We start from the raw sequence: 24,801 nt of genomic DNA, 5'->3' as shown, positions 1-24,801 counted from the left end.
GTTCCTGCCGGCGTCAGGCGGTCTGCGGTGCGAGGGAGGGGAAGGGCCGTCCGTCGAGCGTCCAGTGCGGGTCGGGTGTGATACCCAGGGCGGCGTAGACGTGGGCGGCGACATCGGCGTGGCGGAGGCCGTCCGGCGTGGTGGAGGGGGTGATGGCGGGGCTGCTCGCGGCGATCCAGGCGGTGCGCTCCGATGTGCTGCGCCCGCCGTGGCCGCCTTCGTCGCGGTGGCCGTGGTCGGTCACCGCGATGATGGTCCACTCCTCGGACCGGGCGTCGGGACGTCCGCGTACGGCGCTGAGGAGCTGTCCGAGTCGTCGGTCGGCGGTCTCGATCGCATGCCGGTACTCGGGGCCGCAGCCGAGGTAGTGGGCGGTCTCGTCGACGGCGCCGAGGTAGACGAAGGAGGCGTCGAGGTCTTCGCCGGAGTCGAGAACCCTTACGGCCTCGTCGGTCACGCTCTGGTCGCATTCTTCCCAGGCCTGCGGGGTGTCCTCGCGCGGGGCGATGTAGGCGAGCCTGCTCGGGGCCGCGAAGACCGGGCCGCCCTGCCGGGCCAGGAACAGGGGTTCCCAACCGCCGGCCGCGAAGGTCCGCAGCCCGTGCTCGGCGGCCAGCCGGGTGGTGAAGTCGGGGAACACCCCAAGCCGGTTTCCGGAGAAGTTGTTGCCCCAGACTCCGTGCTTGGCCACGCCGACACCGGTGACGATCGTGGTCCAGCAGGGGCCCGACATGGTCGGTGTGTCGTCGTCGATGTGGACGGGCGCGAGGAAGCCGGCGTTCGCGAGTTCGTCGAGGTTCGGGGTGTCCAGCAGGGGCAACGTGTCGAGGCGGACGCCGTCGATGCCGACGACCAGGACCCGGGGTGTGGGCATGTTCTCGGTTCCTTCGTGAGTTGGGGGCAGAAGAGGGGCGGCGGTCAGATGGTCCGGCGTAGCCGGATCAGGCGGCTGGCGTAGTCGCCGGCCGGCAGCCGCAGGTCGATGCCCCGCCTGGTCAGGGCGGCGCCGCTGTGGGCGATGCCCTCGTCGATGTCGAGGTAGCGGGCCGCGGGGTCCAGGGCCGGCAGGGCGAGCCCGGGGGGCTGATGGCCGAAGCGGGTTGCGGGGCGCCAGGCAAGGACGGCATGTTCGGTGTCGTCCTGGGACGCGTAGTGCACGGCTGTCACTCCGCCGCGGCCGCGGAGGCGGTGCTGGTGGCCGTGCTGGACCAGGGGGCGGATCTCCTTGTAGCGGGCGACGAGCGCGGCGGCCTCGTCGAGTTCCTCCTCGGACCAGACGGTGAGGTCTCCGCCGAGGCCGAGTGCTCCGGCCATGGCGACGTGGAAGCGGAACCGGAGAGGGGTGGTGCGGCCGGTGGTGACGTTGGGGTTGTCGGTCACCCAGGCGGCCATGGCCTGGGCGGGGAAGAGCTGGCTGAAGCCGTGCTGGATGCTGATCCGGTCGACGGGATCGGTGTTGTCGGAGGTCCAGGCCTGGTCGGTGCGGGCGAGGATGCCGAGGTCGGTGCGTCCGCCGCCGCCCGCGCAGGCCTCGATGCGAAGGCCGGGGTGGTTGGCGCGGAGGCGGTCCGTGATCCGGTAGACGGCGCGGGTGTGGTCGATCCACAGCCGGTCGGGGTCCGGGTGGCCGGTCCATCCGGCCTCGGTGACGACCCGGTTGGCATCCCACTTGAGCCAGTCGACGTCGTGGTCACGCACCAACCGGTCCAGGGTCCGGTGGGCCCAGGCCTCGACGTCGGGGCGGGCGAAGTTCAGCATGAGCTGGTTGCGCAGTTCGGTGGCGTCCCGAGTCGCTGCGTGGATGACCCAGTCGGGATGGGCCCGGTAGAGGTCGCTGTCGCGGTTGACCATTTCCGGCTCCACCCAAAGTCCGAAGGCCATGCCCAGGCGGTGCACTTCGTCGGCCAGTGGGCGCAGCCCGTCGGGGAACGCCTCGGGCCGGGGTGTCCAGTCGCCGAGGCCCGCCCGGTCGCTGGTGCGTGCGCCGAACCATCCGTCGTCCACGACGAAAAGCTCTGCCCCCAGACGTGCGGCAAGGCGGGCCAGGTGCAGCTGGCCGGGGTGGTCGACGCCGAAACCGGTGGCTTCCCACGAGTTGTAGAGGACGGGCCGGTCGTGGTCGGGGGCGGGCAGGACGCTGGTGCGGATGTGGGTGTGCCAGGCGCGGCTGGCTGCGCCGAAGCCGCCGGAGGTGTAGAGGCCGGCGAAGACGGGTGTGTGCAGGCTCTGGCCGGGCTGGATGGTCCAGCTGAGTCCTTCGTGGCCGAAGCCGCCGGTCCAGGTGGTCCGGCCGACCGGGTCGCGGTGCACGGTGATGCGCCAGCTTCCGCTCCAGGCCAGGGCGGTGCTCCAGACCTCGCCGTGTTCCTCGTCGGCGGTGCCGTCGTCGAGGGCGAGCCAGGGGTTGGCGTGGTGGCTGGTGACGCCGCGGCGGCTGGTGAGCACGGTCTCGGAGACCGGGAGCCGGTCTCGGTGTAGTTGGAACTCGCTGTTCCAGCCCCCCACGAGGTGGCTGAGCCGGTAGTCGGGCAGTGCCGGTACCGTCCAGGAGGCCGAGTCCAGCCGGTCGACGGTGACCGGGCCCGAATCGTCGGCTCCGGTGTGGGTGAGTTCCACCCAGCGCTCGATGACGTCACTGCCGGGGCGGACGCGATAGCACAGCTCGGCGGCCAACGGGTAGTGCCTGTCGGTCAGTTGCAGGCGAAGCTCCCCGTCGTGGACCGTGTGCCCGGTAAAGGACCACTGGGCGCCGCGGGTGCCGTCGGCGAACCGCACTTGGAGGCCGGCGGGCCCGAACCGCGCACCGGTCTGCGGGGCCAATTCGTCCGGGGCGGGGTCTGCTTCGAAGCTGCTCGCGGCAGGCGAGGTGGCCGTGAGCAGTCCACCGAGGGCGTCGGTGTCGAGCATTTCCCCCCAGTGCAGATGCCGGGGGCTGCCGTCGGCGCCGATGCGCACGGCGTAGACGCTGTTCGGGGTCCGCAGGACCGCCAGCCCGCGGGCGGGGTCGAAGGAAACGGATGAGGGCGTGGGAGGCACAGGAGGTCCCGAGGGGTGTCGAGCGTCGGTGAGGATCGGGCGGCCAGCCATGGTGAACAGCGTTGGAAGCACCCGGAGTTGGGCCAGAGCGTAGGACCGCCCGGGCGGGAAAATCAATACTGGACGAAGTTATTTATTTGCCGGTAGGTTGCCGCCGTGTTTCCAAACCACTCGCGGCCACTGGTCACCGCACCGGCCGAAACCGCCATCCTCACCCTGCTGTTGGCCGAGAGCCCGCTCAGCCGGGTGGAGCTGGCCCGCCGGACGGGCCTGTCCTCGACCGCTGTGACCAAGGCTGCGCGACCACTCATCGACGCCGGCTACCTGCACGAGCTCCCCCCGGAGCGCACCGCTCCAGGGGCCGGACGCCCCGTGAACCCGCTGGCCGTCACTCCCGACCGGGAGTTCGTCGTCGGTGTGAAGATCAGTGCCGACACCCTCTTCGGCGCGGTCTGCGACCTGCGAGCCCGGATGCGCACCACCGCCAGCCGGCCCTTGGGCGACCGCGACCCGGCCGCCGTGTGTGGGCTACTGGCCGACCTCGTCGCCGAACTTCTCGACGCGAACCCCGAGTACCGGGCCCGCACCCGGCACCTGGGCATCGCGGTCTCCGGCGACGTGGACCGCCCTTGCGGGCGTGTCCGCTACTCCGTGCTCCCCAGCTGGCGCGACGTGCCGCTGGCCGATACCGTCGCCGCGGCGACCGGCCTGACCGTCACCGTGGAGAACGACGTCAAGGCCATCACCGCCGCCGAGCACTGGTTCGGCGAGGGCATCGGTACCGAGTACTTCGCGCTGGTCACCATCGGGGCCGGGATCGGCTCCGGGATCGTCATCAACGGTGAGCTGGTCGCCGGCGCGTACGGCGTCGCCGGAGAGATGGGGCACATCAGCATCGACCCGGCCGGGCCGCGGTGTCACTGTGGCCAGGTCGGCTGCGTCGAGGCCATCGCCTCCAGCGACGCCGTCCTCGCCGCCATCCGCTGCGCCACCGACGACCCCGACCTGGACTTCGACGGCGCCGTTCAGCTCGCCCGTGGCGGAGACCCCGCCGCACAGGGCGCCTTCGCGAGGGCGGGCCACGCCATCGGCGTCGGCATTGCCACCCTTGTGAACCTCGTAGGTCCCGAGCGCGTCGTCGTCACCGGCGAGGGGCTCGACACCTACGACCTTTTCGGAATGCACATCAAGGACGCCTACGCCGCGCACTGCTTCAAAGCAGCGGCGAAATGCCCGCTGACCCTGCGTCCACTCCCCTGGGAGGAGTGGGCCCGCGGAGCCGCCGTCGTCGGCATCCAGGCCCTCTTCCCCTGAGCGAGCGTCACCGTCCCGATCGCCGGCCCAGGCTTCCGGCGCGGCCGATGTCCGTCACCGTCTGCCAACTGTGAATGCCGGACACCGGCTGCGCCGGACAACAACACGTACCCCCACCCTCTCAACCTGAAGGATGCGAAGTGAGCGCACAGAGAGCCCAGCTTAGCCGCAGAGGATTCCTCGGCGGATCCATTCTGTTCGTCGCCGGAGCAGCGGTCGGTTGCAGCACCAGCCCGAGCGGCGGGGCCTCCGCCGGGGCGAAGACCACCCTGAACGTCTGGTCCCACGCCTACGGCGAGGCCGGCACCCAGCAGGCCCTCACCCGTTATGCCACCGAGTTCACCAAGGCCAACCCGGACATCGCGGTCAAGGTCACCTGGACCCCGGGCGACTACTCCAGCAAGCTCTACGCGACCCTGCTCACCGACTCCGCCCCGGACGTCTTCGAGATCGGCGACTTCAGCGAAAGCCTCGCCCGGCGAGGCCAGATAGCCCAGCTGGACGACCTCTACGGCAGCGCCAAGTCCGACTTCAACCCGGGCGACCTCGACGCGGTGACCGTCGACGGCAAGCTCTACGGCGTCAAGACGCTCGACGACGTCGTGATGCTCTACTACCGGAAAAGCGCGCTGTCCAAGGCCGGCATCACCCCGCCCGACAGCTTCGACGCGCTCGTCGCCGCGGCCAAGGCCCTGACCGGCAAGAAGACCAAGGGTCTGTTCCTCGGCAACGACGGCGTAAGCGAAGGCGCCGCCCTGGCCGTGTTCTCCAACGGCGGTGACCTGGTCACCGACGGCAAGGCGGCCTTCGGCTCCCCGCAGGCCGCCGAGGCCGTGGCCGGGCTCAAGCGCCTTCACGACGACCGGTCCCTGCTGCTCGGTTTCACCACCGACTGGTGGGATCCCGCCGCCCTCACCCAGAACGTCGTCCCGATGCAGTTGGGCGGCCTCTGGTCGATGCCCGCCATCAGGACCGCGCTCGGCGACGACTTCGGCATCCTGCCCTGGCCCGCCTTCAAGGCCGGCGGCAAGCCTGTCGTGCGCGTCGGTGGCTGGACCAGCTGCGTCAACGCCAAGGGCAAGAACGTGTCAGCGGCCAAGAAGTTCGTCCAGTGGCTCTGGATCCAGCAGACCGACCTCCAGAAGGACTGGTCGGAAAGCTACGGCTTCCACATCCCGCCGCGCATGTCTGTCGCAGCCTCCGCCGACAAGCTCGCCCAGGGTCTCGCCAAGGAGAGCGTCGAGCTCGCCGCCAATTACGGCAGGCACAACCCCAGCACCTGGAACAGCGCCGTGAGCAACCTCTTCACCGCGGCTGCGGCGAAGATCGTGAGCGGGCAGGGCGATGCGGCCCGGCTCCTGGCCGACGCGGCCAAGCAGGCCCAGAGCGAGATCGACAAGCAGCGCGCATGATGAAGTCCGCACCTTCGCCCACGCTTCACAGCGAGCGTGTCGGGTGCCCCGCAGCCGAGCCGCGGGGCACCGCCCCCACCCGCCGTCCCCGCCCGGACCGGCGTGCCTGGGGAGCGTTCGCACTGCTCGCCGGACCCCTGCTGATCGGCCTGGGCCTCTTCAAGTACGTCGCCATCGGCTGGAGCCTGCTGCTCAGCTTCAGTGAGGCCCGCGGCACCATCGCCCTGGGGCACTGGGTCGGCCTGGACAACTACCAGGCGCTGCTCTCCGATGCGGTGTTCCGCAGGTCGCTCGTCCAGATCCTGCTGTTCACGGTGTTCATCGTGCCGGTGACGTTCGCCGCCTCGCTGGGACTGGCGCTGCTGGTGCACCGGATCCGGCGCGGCCGGGCCCTGCTGCGCACCGCCTTCCTGATCCCGGCCGCCGTCTCCTACGTCGCAGCCTCCCTGCTGTGGAAGATGTGCCTGTTCAACGGGCTGCCGGCCGGTATCGCCAACACGGTCGGCGGATGGTTCGGCATGTCCGCCGTCCCGTGGCTGCAGACCACCTCGCCACCGCTGTACTGGGTCGTCCTCGTCACCCTCCGCCTCTGGCTCCAGGTGGGCTTCTACATGGTGCTCTTCCTGGCCGGACTCCAAGGCATCCCCAAGGAGGTCTACGAGGCCGCCGCCCTCGACGGCGCCACCGGCCTGCGCCTGCTGCGCAGGATCACCCTGCCGATGCTGCGCAACACCTCGGTGGCCGTCCTGATGCTGCAGTTCATCGCCGCCTTCCAGGCGTTCGACGAGTTCTACAACCTGTTCAACAGCGGGCTGTCCGGGGCAGCGACGGCCCCGGTCCGAACCCCGCTGGTCTATCTCTACGACACCGCGATGGGCGCCCAGAACTACGGCCTCGGATCGGCCGGAGCCTTCGTGCTCACCGCCCTCATCGTCGGTGTGACCCTGCTCCAGGGCCGGTTCACCGGCTTCGGCAAGGGTGAGGAATGAGCGATATGACAACCACACGAGAACTGCCGCAGGTACTGCGCCGGTCCGCGCGCGGCGTGCTGGCCGGCCTGCTGACGGCAGTGTTCCTGGCGCCCTTCTACCTGATGCTGCGCAACGCGCTGATGGACACGCAAGGCCTGACGTCACCGCACTGGACCTGGTGGCCGTCCACGATGCACTGGGAGAACTTCACCTCGCTCTTCAGCGACCCCACCCTGCACATGGGCCAGGCCCTCGGCAACTCGTTGCTGATCGCCGCGATCACCGCCCCGGTGTCGACGATCCTCGCCTCGGCCGCCGGGTACGCCCTCGCGCGGATCCCGGTGCCGGGACGCGGCGTCCTGCTCGCCCTGGTGGTGGCCACGCTGATGATCCCCGGCTCGGTGACGTTCGTGCCCACCTTCGTCGTCGTGGGCTCCATGGGCGGGGTCAACACTCTGTGGGGAATCATCGCACCCGGGCTGTTCAACCCCTTCGCCGTCCTGCTCTTCCGTAACTTCTACCTCCAGTTCCCCACCGAGATCGAGGAAGCCGGACGCCTGGACGGGCTCGGCTGGCTCGGCCTCTACCGCCGGATCGCGTTGCCGTCGTCCGGAGCGATGCTCGCCTCGCTCGGCGCGCTCGCCTTCATCGAAAGCTGGAACGCCTTCCTGTGGCCGTTGGTCATCGGCCAGGACCCGTCCGCGTGGACGGCCCAGATCGCCCTGTCGACGTTCCTCACCTCACAGACCATCAACCTGCCCGGACTGTTCGCCGGAGCCGTCGTGACCATCACACCGCTGGTGGCCATGTTCCTGGTCGCCCAGCGCTACATCGTCGAAGGCATCGCCACCAGCGGCCTCAAGGGCTGAGAGCCTGTCGGGTGACCTCTGATCGGGCGGCCACGCCCTGGCACGCACGCTTCCCGTGTTGCCGAAAGGGCCTGGTAGCTCCCTCCCCTAGCGCTCAGCTTCGTTCGAGCAGGGGGACGCCATCCGAGGCCATCCCGGCGCCTTGGAATCGTACGTACCATGCCGCGTCCGCTCTCCGATCGAAGGTCACCCAACAGGCTCAGAGCCGCTCCTGACTCCGGACCGCCGGTCCGGGCCGCACCACCTGAAGATCCGCCCGCACCCCCACCCCCACCCCTGGAGGGGACAATCATGAGATCCGACAGGCCGACTCCCGTCGTCAGGAAATTCTTCTCCCGAATCCTGCCTGCCGCGGCCGCCGCGGTTACCCTCGTCCTCGGGGGAACCTCCGGTTCCGCCGCGGCGCTCCCCAGCGCCACCACCGTCACTCCGATGACCGGGCCGCAGTTGGCAGCCTCCTGGACGGGACCGCTGAGTACCCGCGGGCGATACATCGTCGACGCCAACGGCAACCGCTTCAAGCTGAAGGCCGGCAACTGGGCCGGCGCCCAGGGCACCTGGGAAGGCAGCGGCGACGTCAACGACCCCGCGAACCACCAGGCGAACCAGATGTCGCACAACATCCCGTTGGGCCTGGACCGCGCGCCGATGACGCAGATCACGGCCGACTTCCACGAGCTCGGGCTGAACACCATCCGCCTGCCGTTCGCCAACGCGATGATGCGCGACACCACGGTCGTACCGGACTCCGCGGTCGCGGCCAATCCACAGCTGAAGGGCAAGACCGCGCTGCAGGTGTTCGACGCGGTGGTGGCGGCCCTGACCGCCGACGGGTTCGCGGTCATCCTCAACAACCACACCACCACCTACCGCTTCTGCTGCGGCCTGGACGGCAACGAGCGCTGGAACAGCGGCCAGTCCGCCGAACAGTGGCAGCAGGACTGGCTCTTCCTGGTGAACCGCTACAAGGCGAACAAGCGAGTCGTCGGCGCCGACCTGCGCAACGAGATTCGCCGCGACACCTGGGACGACCCCAACTGGGGCTGGGGTGACGAGCACGACGCGTACGCGGCCTTCGAGCTGGCGGGCACCCGCATCCTGGGAGCCGACCCCGACATGCTGGTCATCATGGAGGGCATCAACTGGTACGGCATCCCGCTGGACGGGCTGAACTACGGCAGGCCGATGCTGACCCCGGTCCGTGAACTCTCCAACACCCTGATCAGCTCGGGGAAGCTGGTCTACGCCGCGCACTTCTACGGCTACACCGGGCCGAACTACACGGGTGCCGCCAGCGGACCGGGGCACACCAACGACTGGCCGTACGAGGACTTCCCGCTCGACAAGCTGAAGCAACTGGTGCACGACGAGGCCCTGTTCGTCACCCGGTCCGGCCAGCACTTCACTGCCCCCGTCTGGATCAGCGAGTTCGGTGCGGCCGGCCGGGGGTCAATCGACGCCAAGGAGAAGACCTGGTTCGGCAACTTCACCGACATCCTGGTCGAGAACGACACCGACTTCGCCATCTGGCCGCTGGTCGGATGGACCGGTGCCAACGGCGCGCCGCAGGACAACTGGGCCCTGATCTCCTACGACGCCGCCGGTAAACGGCAGAGCCTCAGCGACCCCGGTGACTGGCGGTCTGCCGACTGGAACAAGCTGATCAACGCCCCGGGCGTCTCCGGTCCGGTCGCACAGGTCAACCACTGGAACATGCTCAACCTCGATTTCCGCGACCACAACGTCTCCTCCCGCATGCTCGCCCAGAGCGACTGGAGCCCCGGCTACCGCAAGGGCAACTGCCCCGACAACCAGCGCCTGATCGGCCTCGGCCGCAGCGACAAGCGTGGTCTGTGCACCGACGCGAACCAGCCCGCCAAGGGAGCCGGCGCCTGGGTGGCCGTCCATGACGAGCGCTACGTCACCCACGGTGACTGGGCCTCGGGCTACAACAAACTCCAGTGCCCCGACAACACCTTCGCCGTCGGCTACAGCGTCAAGGGCAACTCCATGGCCGGCCTGCTCTGCGCGCCATCCGCCGCGCCGCTGCCGCTGAACGGACGCAACGTCTGGTTCGACCACGGCGACAACCGCCCCGCCACGGGCGGCTCGGTCGAAAGCGACTGGGCCCCCGGCTACTACAAGGGGCAGTGCACCGACAACGAGTACATCGCCGGCGTCGCCTTCACCTGGCAGTGGAACAACGGCGGTGTCCCCGACGCACTGCTCTGTCGTCCGCTGAGCTGACCCGCCCCCATCAGTCCCATCAGTCCCATCATCGAGGAGACCACGGCCATGCCACGACTCGAGATTGCCGCAGACGGCTTCCGTCTCGACGACCGACCGCTGCGGATCATCTCCGGCGGACTGCACTACTTCCGGATCCATCCGGAACAGTGGGCCGACCGGATTCGCAAGGCGCGCCTGATGGGACTGAACACGATCGAGACCTACGTCCCATGGAACCTCCACTCGCCCCATCCGGGTGAGTTCCGGCTGGACGCAGGTCTCGATCTTCCCCGATTCCTCGATCTGGCCGCCGCCGAAGGCCTGCACGTGCTGCTCCGCCCCGGCCCGTACATCTGCGCCGAGTGGGAGGGCGGCGGCCTGCCCTCCTGGCTGCTCGTCGACGAGGACATCGAACTGCGCAGTCGCGACCCGCGCTACCTGAAGGCGGTGGACGACTTCCTCGGCGCCCTGCTGCCGCCCGTCCTTCCGTACCTCTCCACTCGTGGCGGCCCGATCCTCGCCGTGCAGCTGGAGAACGAATACGGTGCGTACGGCGACGACTCCGGCTACCTGGAGAATCTGGCGGAGCTGCTGCACCGGCACGGAATCGACGTGCCGCTGTTCACCTGCGACCAGCCCTCCGACCTGGAGCGCGGCGGCCTCGACGGCGTCCTGCGCACAGTCAATCTCGGCAGCCGGGTGGACGCCGGGCTCGCCGAACTGCGCACGCATCAGCCGTCCGGGCCGCTGATGTGCAGCGAGTTCTGGATCGGCTGGTTCGACCGCTGGGGCGGCACCCATGTCACCCGCAGCGCGGCCGACGCCGCGGCGGACCTCGACCGGCTGCTCGCGGCCGGTGCCTCGGTCAACATCTACATGTTCCACGGCGGTACCAATTTCGGCTTCACCAACGGCGCCAACGACAAGGGCACGTACCGCTCCATCGTCACGTCGTACGACTACGACGCACCGCTGGACGAGGCCGGCGACCCCGCGCCGAAATACGCCGCCTTCCGCGAGGTCATCGCCCGGTACGCGCCCGTCCCCGAGGAGCCGGTACCCGCCCCCGCACTCAAGCTCGCCCCGGCCGTCGCCGAACTCACCGCATGCGCGAGCCTCCTGGACCAGCGCGAGCGGCTCGGCAGCGCGGTGCACGCCGACCGTCCGCAGGTCATGGAACAGCTCGGCCAGTGCTTCGGATTCATCCTGTACGAGACGGTGCTCCCGGCGGCCGGGCCGACCGTCCTGCGCGTCGCCGAGGTGCACGATCGCGCCCAGGTCTTCGTCGACGGCCAGCCGGTCGGCGTCCTGGAACGCGAGAGCCATGAGCACACCCTCGCCTTCCACACCCTTCGGCGCGGCGCGCACTTGGCCGTGCTGGTGGAGAACCAGGGCAGGGTCAACTACGGGCAGGGCATGCACGACCGCAAGGGACTGCTCGGCGAGGTCACCGTCAACGCAGCGGCCCCGGACGGCTGGTACAGCCGACCCGTACCTCTCGACGATCTGGGCCGGCTGTCCTTCACCACGTTCGAGCCCGCCTCACCCCCGGTCGGCCCCACGTTCCACCGTGGACACCTGGACATCGAGCAGCCGGCCGACGGCTACATCGCCCTGGACGGCTGGACCAAGGGCCATGTCTGGATCAACGGCTTCGCACTCGGCCGGTACTGGTCCCGAGGACCGCAGACCACTCTCTACGTCCCCGCGCCGATCCTGAACGCCGGCCGGAACGAGATCACGGTCCTCGAGCTGCACGGCTCCACCACCCGCACGGTGGAACTGCGGGGCACTCCCGATCTGGGCCCCATTGAGGACTGAAGTCCGCGACACCGGACAGCACGCCTCAGCCGGCGGTTTCGGTACGGGCTTCAGCCGGCTGCCGCAGCCCGAGGGCCGGGGAGCCCTCAGCGTCGAAGCCCGGACCGGCGACCCGGACTCGACGCTTGAGCTGTACCGCGGCGCGCTCGCGGTACGGCGGGCGCACCCGGGGCTCGGCGCGGGTGAGGCCGTCGAATGGACCGACGCGCCTGCGGGCGTGCTCGTCTTCCGCCGCCTGGGCTTCGTCTGCACGCTGAACACCACCGATGGGGCGGTACGCATCCCCGCACCCGGGCGTCTGCTCCTCGCCGGCTCTCCGGTCGGCCGCACCAACGGCTCCCACAGCGCGAGCTTCGGGCCGGCCGCGAACACCACGGGGTGGTGGACGGTCTGACGCCTCCGTCCCCGCACCGCTCCTGACGGCCGGCCGCAACAAGATCACCGTCCTCCATCGACTACAGAGGAATCCATGCACAGCAAGCGACGCCTCACCGAGCAGCGGCTCGACCGGGTGCTGAACCAGCGCATCCGGCCCGCGGTCCACGCCCGTACCGTCCCGGTCGAGATCGCGATCTGGAGCGTGCCGGGCGAGCCGGTCCCCGTGGCCGACGGCCTGGCCGCACCGTACGAACCCGTGACGCTCGGGCACCGATGGGGGCCGCCCTGGTCCACGAGCTGGTTCAGGATCAGCGGCAGGGTTCCGGAGGAGTGGGCCGGCCTGCGGGTCGAGGCGGTCATCGACCTCGGCTTCAACGTCACCGGCGCGGGCTTCTCCACCGAGGGCCTGGTCTACCGGGCGGACGGCAGCGTGGTGAAAGCCCTCAACCCCCGCAACGCCTATGTCCCGGTCGCCGACCCGGCGGTCGGCGGCGAGGATTTCACCTACTACGTCGAGGCCGCCGCCAACCCCAACCTGGTCGATGACCACATCCCGTCCCGGACCGGGGACCAACCCTCCTGGATGACGGGAGTCGGCCCCGAGAGCGCACCCTTGTACCAGCTGCTCCGCCTCGATCTGGCGGTCTTCGACACCCAGGTGTGGGAACTCGCCCAGGACCTGGACGTCCTCGGTGAGCTCATGCGCGAACTCCCCGAGGCCGACCCGCGCCGCTGGCAGCTCCTGCACACCATCGAGCGGGCCCTGGACGCAGTCGACCTGCAGGACATCGCCGGCAGCGCCACCGCCGCCCGCGAGGTGCTGCGCCCGGCGTTCGCCGCCCCCGCGGTCGCCAGCGCCCACCGCATGTCCGCCGTCGGGCACGCCCACATCGACACCGCCTGGCTGTGGCCGCTGCGCGAGACCGTCCGCAAGGTCGCCAGGACGCTCTCCAACGTCACCCACCTCATGGACGACCACCCGGGCTTCCTCTTCGCCATGTCCCAGGCCCAGCAGCTGGCCTGGCTCAAGGAACACCGCCCCGAGGTCTACGGCCGGGTCCAGGAGAAGGCGAAGACCGGACAGTTCCTCCCCGTCGGCAGCCTGTGGGTGGAACCCGACACCAACATCACCGGCGGCGAGGCCCTCGCCCGGCAGCTGGTCCACGGCAAGCGCTTCTACCTCGATGAGTTCGGTGTCGAGACGAAGGAGATGTGGCTGCCCGACACCTTCGGCTACAACGCGGCCATGCCGCAGCTGATGAAACTCGCCGGCGTGCGCTGGTTCCTCACCCAGAAGATCTCCTGGAACACCACCAACAAGTTCCCGCACCACACCTTCTGGTGGGAGGGCATCGACGGCACCCGGATCTTCAGCCACTTCCCGCCCGTCGACACCTACAACGCCGAGATCACCGGATCCGAACTCGCCCACGCCGTAAGGAACTTCCAGGACAAGGAGGCTGCCAACCGCTCCCTTCTCCCGTTCGGCTACGGAGACGGCGGCGGCGGCCCCACCCGGGAGATGCTGGCCCGGGCCGAGCGCCTTGTCGACCTGGAGGGCTCGGCCAGGGTCGTCATCGAGAGCCCCGCGGACTTCTTCGAGCGGGCACACGCCGAATACCCCGACGCGCCGGTGTGGCAGGGGGAGCTGTACCTGGAGTTCCACCGCGGCACGTTGACCAGCCAGCTGAGGACCAAGCAGGGAAACCGGCGCAGCGAGCACCTGCTGCGAGAGGCCGAGCTCTGGTCGGCGACAGCCGCCGTGCGCACCGGATTCCCGTACCCCTACCAGGCCCTGGACCGGCTGTGGAAGACGGTCCTGCTGCACCAGTTCCACGACATCCTGCCCGGCTCCTCCATCGCCTGGGTGCACCGGGAGGCGGAGCGGACCTACGCCGCCGTCACCGCCGAGCTGCGCGCGATCACGGACGCCGCCCAGCGCGCCCTGGCCGGCGAAGGCAACCTGCTCGTGGTCTTCAACGCCGCTCCGTTCGCCCGTGACGGCGTCCCCGCCCTCGGTGCCACGCTCCGGACCCGGTCGCCGGGCCGACCCGTCGTCCCGGCCCCCTGCGGGGACGGCTTCGTGCTGGACAACGGCCTGGTCCGCGTCCGGATCGATGCCCAGGGCCTGGTGAACTCGGCGTACGACATCGGGGCCGACCGCGAAGCGCTGGCCCCCGGCACCGCCGCCAACCTCCTCCAACTGCACCAGGACTTCCCCAACGAGTACGACGCCTGGGACATCGACGCCTTCTACCGCAACACCGTTCACAACCTCCTCGACGCCGACTCGGTCAGGGCAGAGGAAGGCGGTGTCCGGATCGTGCGGACCTTCGGTGATTCCCGCATCGAACAGCTGGTCTCCCTGTCCGACGGCTCCCGACGCCTGGACATCGACACCGAGATCGACTGGCACGAGAAGGAGAAGCTCCTCAAGGCCGCCTTCCCGATCGACGTGCGGGCCGACCACTCCAGTGCGGAGATCCCCTTCGGACACGTTCGGCGCCCCACCCACACCAACACCAGTTGGGACGCCGCCAAGTTCGAGATCTGCGCCCACCGCTTCCTGCACCTCGGCGAACGGGGGTGGGGCGCGGCTGTGGTCAACGACTCGACCTACGGGCACGAGGTCACCCGAGACGTCCGTGCCGACGGCGGCACCACCACCACCGTCCGGCTCTCCCTGCTCCGCGCTCCCCGCTTCCCCGACCCGGATGCCGACCAGGGCCACCACCGTCTGCGCTACGGGTTCGTCATCGGCGCCGACATCGCCGACACCGTCCGCGAGGGCTACGCGTTCAACCAGCCGGAGCGCAGCCTCCCCGGCTCGACAGAGGTCCAACCGCTCGTCACCGCGGATAACGAGGCCGTCGTCATCGAGACGGTCAAACTTGCCGACGATCGTTCCGGCGACATCGTCGTACGCCTCTACGAGGCCCACGGCGGACGCGCCCGAACCGTCCTGACCGCCGGCTTCCCGCTGGCGTCGGCGGCCGAGACCGATCTGCTGGAGCGCGAACTCTACCCGCGCGAGAACGTGGACGTCGTACAAGCGGACGGCAGAAGGGTGCTCCTGGCACTCCGCCCGTTCCAGATCCTCACTCTTCGGCTGAGGCCCCGGACGGGTGACTGACCGAGGCCCTCCGGGACGGGCCGCGGCCGAGTCGTCGCGGGGCTCCGAGTAGCCGTGATCCTTGAGCCGCTCCATCGGCTCCACCACGCCGGCCATGGAGCCCCTAGGCCACCGACCTTTCGAGTGATCAGTCAACCCACGACCAAAAAAGGTAGGACCGCCGTGCCTGCACTCCCCGCCGCCGTCCTGTTCGACATGGACGGCACGCTGGTCGACACCGAGTACCTCTGGATAAAGGCCACCGCCGAACTCGCCGCCGGCCTCGGCCACACCCTCACCGAGGAGGACCTGCCCGAGGTGCTCGGCCGCGCCGTCGACCACACCGCCGCCCACCTGTACCGCGTGACCCGGACCAGTGTCACTGTGGATGCCTTGGCCGAACTCCTCAACGACGCGTTCAGCAGCAAGGTTGCCGCCGAGGTCGTCTCCCGGCCCGGCGCACTGGAACTGCTCGCCGAGCTGAGCGACGCTGCCGTGCCTACCGCGCTGGTCTCGTCATCACCCCGCCGCGTAGTAGACCTGGTCCTCGGCAGCCTCGGCGATCACTGGTTCACCGTCACCCTCGCCGCCGAGGACACCGAGCGCACCAAGCCCGACCCCGCCCCCTACCTGGCCGCCGCCGATCGACTCGGGCTGGACCCTGCCGCCTGCGTGGCCGTCGAGGACACTCCGACCGGGGTCGCCTCCGCGCGTGCCGCCGGCTGCTCGGTGCTGGCCGTTCCCTCCACCGTGCCGATCGCCGGGGCCGACCGGATCACCCTGCTGGACAGCCTCGAACAGGCCGACCTGGCGCTGCTCTCCGCGCTGACCGTGCCGACGACGCCGACCGCCTGATGTCGTCACCCGCTGCCCGGGACAGCAATGCGTTGGTGCCCTGGACGGTGAGTTGGCGGCTGAACTCCGCCAGAGCCGCGAAGACATGGAAGGCCGGGCGCCCCCGGGCGTGGTGGCGTCGAGCGACTCGTGCGGTGAGGTGAAGCCGATGCCACGACCCGGCGACCGTGGAGGTGGCTCCGGGCGGTCAGCAGGGCACGCTGCTCTACTTCGTGTCCTCGTCGTCCCGAGCAGGCTGATGCCTGTCGTGCGGCAGATCGACCTGAACACGATTGCCTCCAGTGGCAGCAGATGATGCTGGGCGAGGAACAGACCAGGGTCGTACTCGTCGGGGTCGTGTTCCACCTCCGACGCCTCGACTGTTCCGTTTGCACGTCAGCAGCAGCGTCACCAAGTCCGCAGGGAGAGGTGCTCCCGGTCCGTCTTCGACGCAATGGACATCGGCCGCGGTCGCGCCCGGTCGCAGTGTGGCGTGCGAGGCGGGCGCGTGTGCTGCCGGCCAGTTGGTGACGGCGGCCCATGCGGGCAGAACGTCGCTCACCGTGTCCTCCATGGGGCCAGGGGAAGGGAGTTGATGGTGTAGCCCGTTCGGGTACCTTGTCGACCAGCTAGAACTGGCGTTCCGTCAACCTGTGGTGTGCGGGGGCGAGATGGCTCTTCGGATCCTGCTTGATCAGCTGTTGCTCGTAGAGCGCCGGTCTGAGGCGTTCGCTCAGCAGCAGCGGGCCTGGGATGACCGCGGGGCCAGGTCGGCCGCGGATGTGACAGGGGCCTTCCGAGACCTCGTCCCTGGGGCAAGTACGGGGCGCTGGCTGCCACGGCTGCCCTTCAGACACTACGAGACGAGAACCGAAATGACTGAGCAGACAGAGCTCGAGGCCCAGATCCGCAGCGGCGTACCGCACTCGGCCCGCGTGTGGAACTACTGGATCGGAGGTAAGGACCACTACCCGGTCGACCAGGAACTGGGAGACCAGGTTATCGCGAGCTACCCCCAGACCCGGGACCTCGCCCGTGCGTCACGGGCCTTCCAAGCGCGTGCGGTGCGGTATCTGGCCGACGAAGCGGGAATCACCCAGTTTCTCGACATCGGAACCGGGCTCCCCGTCCAGAACAGCACCCACGAGGTAGCCCAGAGCATCCAGCCGAAGGCACGCATCGTCTACGTCGACAACGACCCGCTGGTCCTGGCGCACGCCCGCGCCCTGCTGACAAGCGCGTCGGACGGGGCGACGGACTACGTGCATGCGGACATGCTGGAAGCCGAGCGAGTACTCCAGGAAGCGTCCCGGACCCTGGATATGACACAGCCGGTGGCCGTCATGGTGCTGTCCACGCTGGGACACGTCGAACCCCGGGCCGGTATCGACCTCATGCGCCGATACATGGCCGGCACGGTGACAGGCAGCTACCTGGTCCTCTGCGACACGATCGCCACCACCCGGACACTGGCGGCCCAGGAAGCCTACGCGGCCGGAGACACTCCGCCCTACCTGGTGCGCCGGCCCGAGGAGATCCTCGCGAGCGCCGACGGGATGGAACTGGTCGATCCGGGATTCGGGTCCATCTCCCTGTGGCGTCCGAGCCTGAGTGACGATGGTGCTGAGCCCGTCGATCAGTGGGGGTTCGTCGCCCGCAAGTGATGGGCGGCCCTTGCATACAGGGGCGGGCATGTTGGCGGGCGAGGGGTCTCGGGTTCACGGGTGGTCCTGACGGGGTGGGGGGCGCGGCGTTACCCTGCGGCGGACAATCCTTCACTGGAGGTGCGCATGCGACGTCCCGTCGCGCGGTATGTGTCGTTGCCGGTCGTTCTCGCTGCTGTCGTCACGATGGGGGCGGCGGCCCCGTCCTCGTCCGCACCACCGTCCCAGCCACCGCCCAAGTCGCCTGTGGCGGTGGGGTATGGAGGGGCGGTCGCCAGCGTCGACGCGGATGCGTCGGCCGCAGGCATCGAGGTGCTCCGCAAGGGCGGCAACGCGGTGGACGCGGCGGTGGCGACCGCGGCGGCGCTCGGTGTGACCGAGCCCTATTCGTCGGGTCTGGGTGGCGGCGGCTATTTCGTCCACTACGACGCAAAGACGCACACCGTGGAGACGATCGACGGCCGCGAGACCGCACCCCGCAGTGCGGACTCCTCGCTGTTCCTGGAGAACGGCAAGCCGCTCGCCTTCGAGGACGCCGTCACCAGCGGACTGAGCGTGGGCACCCCCGGAACCCCGGCCACCTGGGCCACCGCGCTGGACACCTGGGGCAGCAAATCGCTGCGGCAGGTGCTGAAACCGGCCGAGCGGCTCGCCAGGGACGGCTTCGTCGTCGACAGCACGTTCCGCTCGCAGACCGAGGGCAACCAGGCCAGGTTCGCCGACTTCCCGGCGAGCCGGAAACTCTTCCTGCCGGGCGGCCAACTGCCGGTGGTCGGTTCGGTGTTCAAGAACCCCGATCTGGCGCGTACGTACGAACAGGTGGGCCGCGAGGGCATCGACGGGCTGTACAAGGGCGAGTTGGCCGACGATGTCGTGCGGACCGTACGCAACCCGCCCGTGGACCCGAAGGCGGGCCGGGTCGTACGGCCCGGCGACCTCACGGCCAAGGACCTGCGGTCCTACCGGGTGCTGCGGCAGGCACCGACGAAGGTCGGCTACCGCGGCCTCGACGTGTATGGCATGGCACCCTCCTCGTCCGGCGGCACGAGCGTCGGTGAGGCACTCAACATCCTTGAGTCCACAGACCTTTCGAAGCTGAGCGAGGCGCAGTACCTGCACCGCTACATCGAGGCGAGCCGGATCGCGTTCGCGGACCGCGGGCGGTGGGTCGGCGACCCGGCGTTCGAGGACGTACCGACGCAGGGGCTGCTCAGCCAGCGGTTCGCCGATTCGCGGGAGTGCCTGATCAAGGACGACGCGGTGCTGACCAGCCCGCTGGCGCCGGGGGACCCCAGCCACCCGGCCGACTGCGCGGCCGGTGGCACGGCCGCCCCGACGACGTACGAGGGGGAGAACACCACCCATCTGACGACCGCCGACAAGTGGGGCAACGTCGTCGCGTACACCCTCACGATCGAGCAGACGGGCGGCAGCGGCATCACCGTGCCGGGGCGCGGTTATCTGCTCAACAACGAGCTGACGGACTTCTCGTTCGCGCCCGCGAGCCCGGCGGTCCACGACCCGAACCTGCCCGGTCCGGGCAAGCGCCCGCGCTCGTCCATCTCGCCGACGATCGTGCTGAAGCACGGTGAGCCGGTGCTGGCCCTCGGGTCGCCGGGCGGGGCAACGATCATCACGACCGTGCTGCAGTCGCTCATCGGCACGGTCGACCGCGGGCTGCCCCTGGGCGACGCCATCGCGGCGCCGCGTGCCAGTCAGCGCAACTCGGCGACCACGGAACTCGAACCGGGGCTGTGGAACAGCCCGGTGCGGGCGCAACTGGAGTCGCTGGGGCATGCGTTCAAGCTGAACCCGGAGATCGGCGCGGCGACGGGGGTGCAGCGGCTGCCGGACGGACGGTGGCTTGCGGCCGCCGAGAAGGTGCGCCGTGGCGGGGGCTCCGCGATGGTTGTGAAGCCGAACGGCCGCCCCTGATGTTCTGTCAATAACGCTCTGTGCTGGTTTGGTTCGTCGCGATGTTTCGCGACGAACGAGCCTCGCAGTCTTGACGGGAGCATGTCTCAGAGGTCGTCTTGGCCCCGTTGATCACAGGGCGGTCAGGATCCGCGGACCGTCTTCGGTGATCGCCACGGTGTGCTCGGCGTGCGCGGCCCGGCTGCCGTCGGACGTGCGCAGCGTCCAGCCGTCCCGGTCCGGATGGAACGCGTCCTTGCCGCCGCCGATCAGCATCGGCTCGATCGCCAGCACCATTCCGTGCCGCAACGGCATGCCGCGACCCGGCCGTCCCTCGTTGGGGACGGCCGGGTCCTCGTGCATCGACCGGCCCACGCCGTGGCCGCCGAACCCCTCCGGAATGCCGTAACCGGCCCGGCGGCACACCGTGCCGATCGCATGCGCGATGTCACCGATCCGATTCCCGACGACCGCCGCCGCGATTCCCGCCTCCAGTGCCGCGAACGCCGTGTCGATCAGCCGGGTGTCCGCCGGCCGGGCGCGTCCGACGGTGAAGCTGATCGCCGAATCGCCCACCCAGCCGCCGAGCGTCGCGCCCGCGTCGATGCTCACCAGGTCGCCGTCGCGCAGCCGCTGATCGGTCGGGATGCCGTGCACGATCGCGTCGTTGACCGATGCGCAGATCACGGCGGGGAACGGAGTGGGGGCGAAATGCGGCCGGTAGTTCAGGAACGGTGACCCGGCGCCCGCCTCGCGGAGCACCCCACGGGCCACCTCGTCGAGTTCGCGCAACGAGACGCCGACCGCCGCCGCTTCCCGTACGGCCGTCAGCAGCTGCGCCACGATCCGGCCGGTCTCGCGCATCGCGTCGATGGATGTATCTGTCTTGAGTTGCACCATGCCAATTACTATACCGGTCGAGGCGGTATTAGAATGACGGCATGGTACGAACGCCCCTGACCCCGGAAGAGCGCCGCCGCGGCGAACGCCTCGGAGCGCTGCTCCGCGAGGCGCGCGGCGGGCGCAGCATGGTCGAGATCGCGGCGAGCGCCGGAATCTCCGCCGAGACGCTCCGCAAGATCGAGACGGGCCGCGCCCCGACCCCCGCGTTCTTCACCGTCGCGGCGCTGGCGGGGGCGCTCGGACTCTCGATGGACGAACTGCTCACGCGCTGCGCCCCGGAGCAGGATGCGGTGCCGCTGGCCGGGTAGGGCCGCGGGTTCCGCGCGCGGCCGGCGCGACCGGCCCCGGGCTCGGTCGGCGACCGGCTCCGGCCAGGGCTCGGTCGGCGACCGCCGGCTGGATCCGCCGGTGGGGCGGGTTGTCGATCTCGTCCAGCAGTGCGACCGCCAGATCGGGATGCGAGATGTGCCCGGTGCCGTCGAGCACGGCGCCCCGTGCGGCGCGATAGGTGCCGGTGTGCGGCCCGGCCGCGTCCAGGTCCATCGGCGGCACCACCTACCGGGCCTGCTGCTCGTATCCCACGAGGCGGACGCAGACGGCGAGTCCCTCGATCGCCTGCTCCAGCTCCGCGAGTCCCGGGTAGCTGGGCGCGATCCGGATGACCGCGTCGCGCGGGTCGTCGCCGTGCGGGTGGGTCGCACCGGCCGGCGTGAGCACGATGCCCGCCTCGCCGGCACGGCGTACGACCTCCTTGGCGCAGCCGTCCGGCACTTCGAGGGTCACGAAGTAGCCGCCCTTTGGGGAGGTCCAGGTCGCCAGTCCGGTCCCGCCGAGCTCGGCTTCCAGGATCCGGGCCACCGCCTCGAACTTGGGCTGCAGCAGGGCGCGCTGGCGCTCCATGTGGGCCCGTACTCCGTCGGCGTCCCGCAGGAACAGCGCGTGCCGGAGCTGGTTCACCTTGTCGGGACCTATCGACCGCTTGGCGTTGTTGCCGAGCAGCCACTGCACGTTCGCGGGCGACGAGCCGAAGAACGCGACACCGGCCCCCGCCGCGGTGATCTTCGAGGTGGAGCCGAACACGAAGGCCCGGTCCGGATTCCCGGCCCCGGCGCAGGCGGCGAGCAGATCGGCGATCTCGACGGGCTCGTCGGTGAGGTGGTGAGCGGCGTAGGCGTTGTCCCAGAAGATCCGGAAGTCGGGCGCGGCGGTGCTCATCGAGGCGAGCCGTGCCACGGTCGCGTCGCTGTAGCACACGCCGTCCGGGTTGCTGTACTTCGGTACGCACCAGTTGCCCTTGATCGCCGGGTCCTCGGCGACGAGCCGCTCCACGGTCTCCATGTCCGGGCCTTCGGGAGTCATCGGCACGGGGATCATGTCGATCCCGAACCGCTCGCAGAGCGCGAAGTGCCGGTCGTATCCGGGCACCGGACACAGGAACGCGATCCGCTCCTGCTCCACCCAGCGCGATTCGGCGCCCGGCACCACGCTCAGCAGTGCGTGCACCAGGCAGTCGTGCATCAGCTCAAGACTGGAGTTCCCGGCCGCGAGCAGTTGCCCGACCGGCACCTGGAGCAGCCCGGCGAATATCTCCCGGAGCTCGGGCAGCCCCTGCAGCCCGCCGTAGTTGCGTACGTCCGTGCCGTCGGCGGAGGTGTGCCGCCCGGCGGGCAGGCTCAGCAGCTCCTCGGAGAGGTCGAGCTGTTCCGGTGCCGGCTTGCCCCTGGTGAGGTCGAGCGAGAGCCCGAGTCCCCCGAGGTCCCGGTAGTCCTGACGGGCCCGCTCGAGGCGCCCGGTCAGGGTGTCGGGGCTCAGCTCGGTGGTCATGGTGGTTCCTCTCACAGGTGCCGCGCAGATGGGGTGGTGCCTGCCGAGAATACAAACCGGCGCGCGGGACCGGTCCGGGAGCAGGGCACCGTACGGCTTCGGGTGGCGCGCACATGTGGACCGCACGGGTGTGAAACATGATCGACTCCGTCGGTTCACGGCGATGGTCTTGCCCCGCTGTGTGACGGGGCTTACGTTCTCCTCTACGCACGTGTCTACGGGCGTAGAAACGCGTAGAGGCTCTCTGACGCCGCGTCGAAGGAGCAGCTCATGTCCCAAGTCGTACGCGCCGCACTCGTCCAGGCGACCTGGACCGGCGACACCGAATCCATGATCGCCAAGCATGAGGAGCATGCGCGCGAGGCCGCCCGCCAGGGCGCGAAGATCATCGGCTTCCAGGAGGTGTTCAACGCCCCCTACTTCTGCCAGGTGCAGGAACCCGAGCACTACCGCTGGGCCGAGGCCGTCCCGGACGGGCCGACCGTCCGGAGGATGCAGGAACTCGCCCGTGAGACCGGCATGGTGATCGTCGTGCCGGTCTTCGAGATCGAGCAGTCCGGCTTCTACTACAACACCGCCGCCGTCATCGATGCCGACGGCTCCTACCTCGGCAAGTACCGCAAGCACCACATTCCCCAGGTCAAGGGCTTCTGGGAGAAGTACTACTTCAAGCCCGGAAACATCGGCTGGCCGGTCTTCGAAACCGCCGTCGGCAAGGTCGGCGTCTACATCTGCTACGACCGGCACTTCCCGGAGGGGTGGCGCCAACTCGGGCTCAACGGAGCTCAGTTGGTCTACAACCCGTCGGCCACCTCGCGCGGCCTGTCCAGCTATCTCTGGCAGCTGGAACAGCCCGCGTCCGCCGTCGCCAACGAGTACTTCGTCGCCGCGATCAACCGCGTCGGCCAGGAGGAGTACGGCGACAACGACTTCTACGGAACCAGTTACTTCGTCGACCCGCGCGGCCAGTTCGTCGGCGAGGTCGCCAGCGACAAGGAGGAGGAACTCGTCGTCCGCGACCTCGACTTCGGCCTCATCGACGAGGTCCGTCAGCAGTGGGCGTTCTACCGGGACCGCCGGCCCGACGCATACGAAGGACTGGTGGAGCCGTGAGCAGTCTGCACGAACGCCATCTGGCCGTCAGCCCCGACTGGCTGGCGCTCTACTACAAACATCCGCTGGAGATCACCCACGGCGAGGGCCGCTACGTCTGGGACGCCGACGGCAGGCGCTACCTGGACTTCTTCGGCGGCATCCTCACCACCATGACCGCCCACGCACTGCCCGAGGTGACCAAGGCGGTCAGCGAGCAGGCCGGGCGGATCATCCACTCCTCCACGCTCTACCTCAACCGGCCGATGGTCGAGCTGGCCGAACGCATCGCCACGCTCTCCGGCATCCCGGACGCCCGGGTCTTCTTCACCACCTCCGGCACCGAGGCCAACGACACGGCCCTGCTCCTCGCCACCGCGTACCGCAGGTCCAACCAGATCCTCGCGATGCGCAACAGCTACCACGGCAGGTCCTTCGCCGCGGTCTCCATCACGGGCAACAACGCGTGGTCGCCCACGAGTCTGTCGCCGCTGCAGACGCTGTACGTGCACGGCGGCGTCCGCACCCGGGGACCGTACGCGCACCTCGGCGACGCCGACTTCATCGCGGCCTGCGTCGCCGACCTGGAGGACCTGCTCGGCCACATCCGCGAACCGGCCGCCCTGATCGCGGAACCCATCCAGGGCGTCGGCGGGTTCACCTCGCCGCCCGACGGTCTGTACGCGGCCTTCCGCCGGGTCCTCGACCGCCACGGCGTCCTGTGGATCTCCGACGAGGTGCAGACCGGTTGGGGCCGCTCCGGGGAACACTTCTGGGGCTGGCAGGCACACGGCGAGAACGGGCCGCCGGACATTCTCACCTTCGCCAAGGGCATCGGCAACGGCATGTCGATCGGCGGTGTCGTGGCCCGCGCCGACGTCATGAACTGCCTCGACGCCAACTCCATCTCGACCTTCGGCGGCTCCCCGGTCACCATGGCGGCCGGCCTCGCCAACCTCTCGTACCTCCTCGAACACGATCTGCAGGGCAACGCCCGGCGCGTCGGCGGGCTGCTGATCGAGCGGCTGCGTGCGGTCGGCGCGGCTTCCGCGTGTGTGCGGGAGGTGCGCGGTCGGGGCCTGATGATCGGCATCGAGCTGGTGAAGCCCGGCACCGACGAGGCGGACCCGCAGGCGGCCGCCGGCGTGCTCGAAGCGGCCCGGGAGGGCGGCCTGCTCATCGGGAAGGGCGGCGGTCACAACACCAGCGTGCTGCGGATCGCACCACCGCTCTCGCTGACCATCCCGGAGGCGGAGGAGGGCGCGGCGATCCTGGCCGAGGCCCTGCGGTCGGTGGGATGAGAAGCGGCTGCTGAGCGACGGAGGTGTGGGCGACGGCCGGTGCACACGACTGTGCCGCCGGCCGCCGTCACGTCCCCCGTGCGGCTGTCACCCGATGCGGCCGGGCCCCGGGCGGTGAGTCCGGGGC

The 24,801-nt window shown here is 69.7% G+C and carries 18 protein-coding genes; 14 read left to right on the top strand and 4 right to left on the bottom strand.

Going from position 1 to position 24,801, the window contains the following annotated elements; genetic code table 11:
• Positions 1-13: 13 nt before the first annotated feature.
• Together ACFU8Q_RS02250 and ACFU8Q_RS02245 are read right to left on the bottom strand one after the other, a co-directional pair.
• Positions 14-874 carry an alkaline phosphatase family protein gene (locus ACFU8Q_RS02250; protein ID WP_384446830.1) on the bottom strand — a complete coding sequence of 287 codons (861 nt, stop codon included), beginning with the start codon at positions 872-874 and terminating at the stop codon, positions 14-16.
• Between the two features lie 44 nt (positions 875-918).
• Positions 919-3,036, bottom strand: a complete 2,118-nt coding sequence (locus ACFU8Q_RS02245) for an alpha-galactosidase (protein ID WP_384446828.1) — start codon at positions 3,034-3,036, stop codon at positions 919-921.
• 156 nt (positions 3,037-3,192) lie between these two features.
• Between ACFU8Q_RS02245 and ACFU8Q_RS02240 the strand changes: the two genes are divergently transcribed.
• The 11 genes from ACFU8Q_RS02240 to ggt all read left to right on the top strand — a co-directional run bounded on the left by ACFU8Q_RS02240 (position 3,193) and on the right by ggt (position 19,575).
• A complete protein-coding gene (locus ACFU8Q_RS02240; protein ID WP_384446827.1) occupies positions 3,193-4,350 on the top strand; it encodes an ROK family protein in 1,158 nt (385 codons plus the stop codon).
• Between the two features lie 140 nt (positions 4,351-4,490).
• Positions 4,491-5,762: an ABC transporter substrate-binding protein gene (locus ACFU8Q_RS02235; RefSeq protein WP_384446826.1), complete on the top strand. Its 1,272-nt coding sequence runs from the start codon at positions 4,491-4,493 to the stop codon at positions 5,760-5,762.
• A complete protein-coding gene (locus ACFU8Q_RS02230) occupies positions 5,759-6,751 on the top strand; it encodes a carbohydrate ABC transporter permease (RefSeq protein ID WP_384446824.1) in 993 nt (330 codons plus the stop codon). Before ACFU8Q_RS02235 ends, ACFU8Q_RS02230 begins: the two co-directional genes overlap by 4 nt.
• A gap of 5 nt (positions 6,752-6,756) precedes the next feature.
• Positions 6,757-7,602 (top strand): carbohydrate ABC transporter permease, encoded by an 846-nt coding sequence (locus ACFU8Q_RS02225; RefSeq protein WP_384446822.1) that lies wholly within the window; start codon positions 6,757-6,759, stop codon positions 7,600-7,602.
• Between the two features lie 291 nt (positions 7,603-7,893).
• Positions 7,894-9,849 (top strand): glycoside hydrolase family 5 protein, encoded by a 1,956-nt coding sequence (locus ACFU8Q_RS02220; RefSeq protein ID WP_384446820.1) that lies wholly within the window; start codon positions 7,894-7,896, stop codon positions 9,847-9,849.
• A 48-nt stretch (positions 9,850-9,897) separates the two neighbouring features.
• Positions 9,898-11,652 carry a glycoside hydrolase family 35 protein gene (locus tag ACFU8Q_RS02215; RefSeq protein WP_384446818.1) on the top strand — a complete coding sequence of 585 codons (1,755 nt, stop codon included), beginning with the start codon at positions 9,898-9,900 and terminating at the stop codon, positions 11,650-11,652.
• Positions 11,642-12,046 carry a DUF3459 domain-containing protein gene (locus ACFU8Q_RS02210; protein ID WP_384446817.1) on the top strand — a complete coding sequence of 135 codons (405 nt, stop codon included), beginning with the start codon at positions 11,642-11,644 and terminating at the stop codon, positions 12,044-12,046. Before ACFU8Q_RS02215 ends, ACFU8Q_RS02210 begins: the two co-directional genes overlap by 11 nt.
• Positions 12,047-12,121: 75 nt before the next feature.
• Positions 12,122-15,163, top strand: a complete 3,042-nt coding sequence (locus ACFU8Q_RS02205) for an alpha-mannosidase (protein WP_384446815.1) — start codon at positions 12,122-12,124, stop codon at positions 15,161-15,163.
• 162 nt (positions 15,164-15,325) lie between these two features.
• Positions 15,326-15,997 carry an HAD family hydrolase gene (locus ACFU8Q_RS02200; RefSeq protein WP_384446814.1) on the top strand — a complete coding sequence of 224 codons (672 nt, stop codon included), beginning with the start codon at positions 15,326-15,328 and terminating at the stop codon, positions 15,995-15,997.
• A gap of 854 nt (positions 15,998-16,851) precedes the next feature.
• Complete coding sequence (locus ACFU8Q_RS02195) at positions 16,852-17,640, top strand: SAM-dependent methyltransferase (RefSeq protein WP_384446812.1); 789 nt, start codon at positions 16,852-16,854, stop codon at positions 17,638-17,640.
• 126 nt (positions 17,641-17,766) lie between these two features.
• Positions 17,767-19,575 (top strand): gamma-glutamyltransferase, encoded by a 1,809-nt coding sequence (ggt, locus tag ACFU8Q_RS02190; protein ID WP_384446810.1) that lies wholly within the window; start codon positions 17,767-17,769, stop codon positions 19,573-19,575.
• Between the two features lie 111 nt (positions 19,576-19,686).
• Here ggt and map read toward each other — a convergent pair whose 3' ends face one another.
• Positions 19,687-20,454, bottom strand: a complete 768-nt coding sequence (gene map / locus ACFU8Q_RS02185) for a type I methionyl aminopeptidase (protein WP_384446808.1) — start codon at positions 20,452-20,454, stop codon at positions 19,687-19,689.
• A gap of 41 nt (positions 20,455-20,495) precedes the next feature.
• Here map and ACFU8Q_RS02180 point away from each other — a divergent pair, with 41 nt between their 5' ends.
• Positions 20,496-20,765 carry a helix-turn-helix domain-containing protein gene (locus ACFU8Q_RS02180; RefSeq protein WP_384446807.1) on the top strand — a complete coding sequence of 90 codons (270 nt, stop codon included), beginning with the start codon at positions 20,496-20,498 and terminating at the stop codon, positions 20,763-20,765.
• 247 nt (positions 20,766-21,012) lie between these two features.
• Here the strand turns inward: ACFU8Q_RS02180 and ACFU8Q_RS02175 are convergent, their stop codons facing one another.
• The gene (locus ACFU8Q_RS02175) at positions 21,013-22,281 is read right to left on the bottom strand and encodes an aminotransferase class I/II-fold pyridoxal phosphate-dependent enzyme (RefSeq protein ID WP_384446805.1); all 1,269 of its coding nucleotides are present in this window, start codon (positions 22,279-22,281) and stop codon (positions 21,013-21,015) included.
• 270 nt (positions 22,282-22,551) lie between these two features.
• On the opposite strand from ACFU8Q_RS02175, the gene ACFU8Q_RS02170 reads away from it, so the two are divergent.
• A complete protein-coding gene (locus ACFU8Q_RS02170; RefSeq protein ID WP_384446803.1) occupies positions 22,552-23,394 on the top strand; it encodes a nitrilase-related carbon-nitrogen hydrolase in 843 nt (280 codons plus the stop codon).
• Entirely contained in the window at positions 23,391-24,674 is a 1,284-nt protein-coding gene (locus ACFU8Q_RS02165; protein WP_384446801.1) for an aspartate aminotransferase family protein, read from the top strand. The genes ACFU8Q_RS02170 and ACFU8Q_RS02165 overlap by 4 nt, the downstream gene beginning before the upstream one ends.
• Positions 24,675-24,801 lie beyond the last annotated feature (127 nt).

Origin of the sequence: Streptomyces sp. NPDC057543 (assembly GCF_042801895.1) — a bacterium.
Taxonomy (GTDB): domain Bacteria; phylum Actinomycetota; class Actinomycetes; order Streptomycetales; family Streptomycetaceae; genus Streptomyces.
This window is presented reverse-complemented; position numbering and strand designations above follow the sequence as displayed.